This is a genomic window from Pseudoalteromonas sp. J010, assembly GCF_003934235.1.
GTDB lineage: Bacteria > Pseudomonadota > Gammaproteobacteria > Enterobacterales > Alteromonadaceae > Pseudoalteromonas > Pseudoalteromonas peptidolytica.
This window is the reverse complement of the sequence record NZ_RDBW01000063.1, coordinates 1-5,916: the sequence shown is the minus strand read 5'-3', so window position 1 is coordinate 5,916 and position 5,916 is coordinate 1. Positions and strand designations below refer to the sequence as shown.

General features: G+C 39.4%; 3 protein-coding genes and 1 tRNA gene. All 4 read right to left on the bottom strand.

Features of this window, described 5'->3' with window-relative positions; all coding sequences use genetic code 11:
• Positions 1-310: 310 nt before the first annotated feature.
• The 4 genes from EAG18_RS21875 to EAG18_RS21860 all read right to left on the bottom strand — a co-directional run bounded on the left by EAG18_RS21875 (position 311) and on the right by EAG18_RS21860 (position 5,611).
• Positions 311-1,825: a methyl-accepting chemotaxis protein gene (locus tag EAG18_RS21875; protein ID WP_275557367.1), complete on the bottom strand. Its 1,515-nt coding sequence runs from the start codon at positions 1,823-1,825 to the stop codon at positions 311-313.
• Between the two features lie 522 nt (positions 1,826-2,347).
• On the bottom strand, positions 2,348-3,400 hold the full coding sequence (locus tag EAG18_RS21870; protein ID WP_125254457.1) for an alpha/beta hydrolase: 1,053 nt from the start codon (positions 3,398-3,400) through the stop codon (positions 2,348-2,350).
• Between the two features lie 552 nt (positions 3,401-3,952).
• Positions 3,953-4,029, bottom strand: a tRNA-Pro gene (locus EAG18_RS21865).
• A 163-nt stretch (positions 4,030-4,192) separates the two neighbouring features.
• Positions 4,193-5,611, bottom strand: coding sequence for a sodium:alanine symporter family protein (locus tag EAG18_RS21860; protein ID WP_125254456.1), 1,419 nt, complete (start codon positions 5,609-5,611; stop codon positions 4,193-4,195).
• Positions 5,612-5,916 lie beyond the last annotated feature (305 nt).

The window sequence follows — 5,916 nt, the reverse complement described above, 5'->3', positions numbered from 1 at the left end:
GCGGCGTTCGCAATATCTGGCTAAGAGAAAATATGAATACTACTGCGTTACGGTTAGCAAAACTTGCCGAAACTCGGCAACATTGATAGTGTGATTACGTCAAAATCGCTTGGTACTTATACCGTCAGTATCCCTTGGTAATCACACTAATTCAATTTAAGCAAAATAGAGTGAACCAAGGCACTTTTATGGTGGTTCACTCGATACTTAATACTCAAAGTAAGTCAAAAAGCTCCTCTCTGTGGGATTTTGAATAGAAATCTAGGTTTACTAGTTTATACCTTATCTGATAACCCTTTAGGGTAAATTATTAAGTTTTTGAAAACTGTTGGATCAACCGAGTTTGTTGTTCAATTTGCGCAAGCAACTCCTTACTTAACTCAAAAGATCTGTCTCCATGTTCAGTACCTTTTTCAGCCAATGTGGTTACGCTCTCGACGTTAATACTGATTTGCTTGGCAACACAGCTTTGCTGTTCAATAGCTGCAGCTACACTGCGATTTAGATCGGCCAAGCGGATAACATGGCTCTGAATTGTGTCCAGACTAGAGCCATTGTTCATCGCTAGGCTGACACTTTGGCTCGACAGATTATTACTTTTTTGAACTGATTCGACTGCAGAATTTGAAATCTCGTTCAGTTCTTGTAGTAATTGAGTTATTTCTTCTGTGGAAGACTGCGTTCTTTGTGCCAAAGTGCGAACCTCATCGGCAACTACTGAAAACCCTTTACCGTGATCACCTGCTCGTGCAGCCTCAATAGCGGCGTTCAGCGCCAACAAATTGGTTTGGTCAGCTATTGAATTGATGACACCGAGAATATTTTGTATTTTGTCGTTTCCCGATACTAAGCGGTTAACTGCATTATTTACTTCCATTAGGTGGGTATCAAGATAATGAATTGAATCTATTACATCTTTGACTGCTGATTTCCCCAGTCCTGCTTGCTGTTCAGACTTTGAGGCTGTATCGGCTGCATGATTCACATTTTCAGAGAGTTCATCAATCGTCTGTGAGAACTCACCCATGCACGTTACCATCTCTTTTGTTTCTGTAGTCTGTTGTTTTAGTAACTCAGATACAAATTGGCCACTTTTTGTAGTGAGGCGAGCATTCTCACTCACTTGTATTGATACATCATTTACGCGTCCGACTACGGCGGCAATCTTGGCCTTTTGCATTTCAAAGGCAAGTATAATATCTGCAACCCTATCTTTCGAACCACCATATATCGTCGACATAATATCATTATCAAAAATACACTTTGCTTGGGCAAGAACACGGACATATTTAGCCCTAAAATTAAGTGTAAGCAGAGTAACTATTAGTAATAAAAAAGCGGGAAATAGTGTAAACCAGTGACTATTAAATACGGGCGCGAGGGCAAGTGAAAGGATGGTTGCGACTAACAGGTATAAGATAATTAATGTACTGTCAAACCTGTAAATTTTGGATTTATTATCAAGAGTTTTATAGGTGCTCTGTGCTCGCGCTACTACCTCAGGACTTGGTGCTGTCCTCACAGACTGATATTCAACAATTTCCCCCTTAGTGTCTTTTATTGGTGTAACAAACGCATTGACCCAATAATAATCACCATTTTTCGCTAAATTTTTAACTGGACCCATCCAAGAATCACCACGTTGAATAGTAGACCACATATTCTTAAAAGCAGCTTTTGGCATATCTTTATTTCGAACTAAATTATGTGGCTGGCCTAACATTTCCCCAATGGTATATCCGGCAACTTCGCAAAAAGACTGATTTGCATAAGTAATACGACTATCCAAGTCTGTTGTTGAAAGTAAAATACTATGCTTATCCAACTTTATTTCCCTACCTACTATTTTTGGCATTATTATTTATCTCGGTAGCTTAAGACTGGAGAAATATAAATCTAAGACTTTATAGTCAGAAGTATTTTTTACAAAAGTGGGATACTAAAGCGATGTTCTATGATTGAGATCATTATTTGGTAAGTCATCTACAGCCAAGCAACTTTCAGTATTGGATTAAGCTGCTTAACTACGTCAATGAAAAGAAGTTGAATATACAGTCGCATGTGCCAAAATTGTCAGATATTCGGTATGTTACTAATACATTGCGAGTAAGTGTGAAGATATAAATAAAGTGGCGTAAGGCTGTACAGCAGCATCCTAGTAGAAAAAATTAAAACAAACTCGTTATTGAGTAAACATCATCATAATGGGGGTCTAAAATTTATGTAAAGCCTGTGCTGTGAGTTTAAAACCGATATCGGCTTTCCTCGCACTGCTGCTCGAGACGCTAAATTTCGTGGTATCTAGCACTTCAAACAGCAGTTTGGATAACTATATTTGTTATCTATTCTATCTACTTAAAGAGCAATTTTGAGGTTGGTCGTTAAATAAATTTGCAGCCCAAAAAAGGCAGTCGGTTTGTGCCTGTAAATCTATATAGCCGCGGATTCCATGTTCATTGTAATTTTCATACACTACCCGCTGGAGTGTTAGGTGCTGTACGTTCGCCAGTTTTTCAGCTTTTAAATAAAACTTATTGTCTGTGCCTAAAGAAGTATCACCAAACTTGCCAGAGCCAACCTTTGACTTTTGAAGAGCTGGGTCATTTTCATTGAATCCAATAAAAACTCTTGAATTCTGATTCAAAATACTTGATGGATCACCTAATGGGTGCCCATTTCCAACGGCTGGAGCAATCGCGACAATATTTAAACTAGATATATTGTCCCCTGCATAATCTTCGAATTCGGGAACAATAATATGTTTGTCGTACACTGGGTTGGAAATAGCACTAAAGGCAACTCCAGCTCCTCTACTATGGGTAATTATGGTCAAGTTAGTATTATGGGGTAGTCTATTGAGTAATTTTCTCAGCCCGACCTGTCCAGCAATATTTGAATATGTGAGGGAGTCAAACCAATATGCTAGTGGAAGAGGCGAAGAGAATGGCCCTTTGAACAAACCATCCCAATAGACTTCTATAAAAATAAATTTCGAGTCAGATTTTGAATTAAGATGACTCTTAATATATTCAAATGATAAGTTAGCTTCTTCATATGAGTTATTAAAACCATGTATGAGTAAAACAAGCTTTGACTGTTTATTCATCTTATCGGAAATAGATGACACCAACTTTGAATAGTGTGCTTCTATTGTGTTTTCGTTATATTCTTGATTTGTATTTTTCATATAGGTTCGGATACTGAAAGCATAATTTCGGCCAAATGTTTTGCGTTCCGGCATAATTGCCTCTGATGATGACGGGTATAGGTCCCCGTATTGGTCAAAAAAAACTCTATACGTCGACTCGTCGTCAGTATGCGAGTAATTTTTAGGTGGCATTGAATGCAGCCCAGCACAGCCTGCCAAAGCTAAAATAAATAACAATAGAATATGTTTCATACGTTCCCTCAATTTAGTAATGTTGAGTTTTCTCTCATTTGAACTGCTAGGTGCAAATAATGTTGAAATATGAGCAACTAAAAACTAATCGACAGCACTAATTTAAGAATGATTCGTATCTGCGGGAGCTAAACGTAGAAAGTAACTTGCCAATCATTCAAAACTTAAATGGCTGAACGGACGCTCTTTGTTGTGAGATCACAATGGAAGCAACACATTGATTAAACCTCTCTGCAAATTGTAGCTTTTAAAAGCTATCTTAACTTGATTGTTTTTTAAGCTTTGCTATTGAACTGAATACCTTTTGAACCCGCCAATCCCAAATAACTCTATAAATTAAGCTCTTGTGTTCAATAACAGTAGATGTTCGATTTTTATACGTGTTAAAACAAATAGGGGTAAAATACTGCGTATATGTTTAGTATTTTGTAAATTGAATAGCTCTGTGAGAATAAATAAACCAGATACTGTATAATAGAATGTTGCTGATACGGAGTAAGAGACTGTGTGTTTGGAAAGTGCTATAACTTATTGATTAGGGTAGGGAAAAGCTGGTCGGCATAGCAGGATTTGAACCTGCGACCCCTGACACCCCATGACAGTGCGCTACCAAGCTGCGCTATATGCCGACTTGGTGACTACTATACGGATTTTTTTTTGAAAGGCAATAAGTGGTTGGTTTGTTTGGACATTAAATGAACTCAAGTGCGTATTTTTGTGTTCGTTTTCATTAACGTTGGGTCGTATAAGAAGAAAGCGCACTAAATATAAGCATTAGTGCGCTGTATTGGTCTACTTAGTCCAAATACCTTTTGGTAGTGTTTTTTCTACTTCAGGGTTGGTACTCGGATCAAACTCGGGGGTTACTCCAGCTTTAAGCTGCTTTTTATAATCGGTAGCAAGCCACAGCACAACCTTGCGAAGCATAAAGAGTGCAACCACGTTAACTACAGCCATTAACCCCATTGAAATGTCGGCGAGGGTCCAAACTAATCCGAGTTCACTTACTGCACCAAACATGACCATACCTAATACACAAGCTCTAAACACCATCATTCCTTTCTTTGAATGATGATCTAAAAACAGCAGATTGGTTTCTGCGTAACTGTAGTTGGCAACAATAGAAGTAAAAGCAAAAAATAAAATAGCGACTGCAACGAAAGTTGCACCCCATTCACCTACATGGTGAACCAACGCAGATTGCGTTAACTCAATGCCGGTCAGGCCAGAGTTTGGCTCAAGCTGACCAGATAAAAGGATAAGCGAAGCTGTCGCGGTACAGATCACTATAGTGTCTACAAATACACCTAGCATTTGCACATAACCTTGCGATGCAGGATGGTTCGGATTTGGTGTTGCACTTGCTGCTGCGTTTGCAGCGCTACCCATACCGGCTTCATTTGAGAATAGGCCGCGTTTAATCCCTTGAAGCATAGCTTGCATTACCGCGTAGCCAATAGCACCAGCGCCAGCTTGTTCGATACCCATTGCACTTTTTACTATTAACATGAATATATCAGGCAGCTGCGCAAAGTTTACAGCACAGACGTACAGCGCCAGCATAAGATAAGCAACGGCCATAAAAGGAACGACGAGCTCGGCAAAGCGTGCAATAGTCTTTAAACCACCAAAGATGATAATCCCTGCCGCTGCCGCTAACGCAATACCCATAATATGCTTGGGCACATCGAAGGCAACTTCAAATGCTGCAGCAATGGAGTTTGCTTGCACTGCATTAAAGACAAAACCAAATGCGAGAATAAGACAAAGAGAGAACAACACACCCATCCACTTACGTTTTAAACCCAACTCCATATAATAAGCAGGTCCGCCACGGAAATTTCCGTCATCATCTTTTGTCTTATATAACTGCGCTAAGCAACTTTCTGCAAAACTGGTCGCCATACCAATTAAGGCGATAAGCCACATCCATAATATAGCACCCGGACCACCTAGATAGAGCGCGACACCAACACCTGCCATATTACCGGTACCGACGCGAGCGGCTAATGATGTACAAAATGCCTGGAAAGAAGAGATACCATCTTCAGCGCCCTCACGGCTTTGCATCATTACCTTCACCATATACGGGAATTGGGTGAATTGAATAAAACCGAGTCTAACAGTGAAAAATACACCAGCAGCTATTAATAGATAGATAAGTAGATGGCCCCACAATAGACCACTTATCGAGTTTAAGATATCAGCCATATATTTAGCCTTTTCCTGAGAACGAGTAAATAATGGGGCGGTAATCTACCACAAAGAACAACAAAAACTGAAATTAGTGCATGTTATCCACAGAAAATGTGGATAAGCTGTTAGGGTTTTGTGGGTCAAAACGTGTTTGAAAAATAAATAGAAAAACTTCAAAAAAAGGGTTGCACTTAAATCGGATCTCCCTATAATGCGCATCCACCGACACGGGGAGCAACGCTGAAAAGCAACGAGCCAACGAGTCGGGAGTCAAATAAAACTTGAGTTTGAATACTTCGAAAGAAAATCAAAATTAAGTA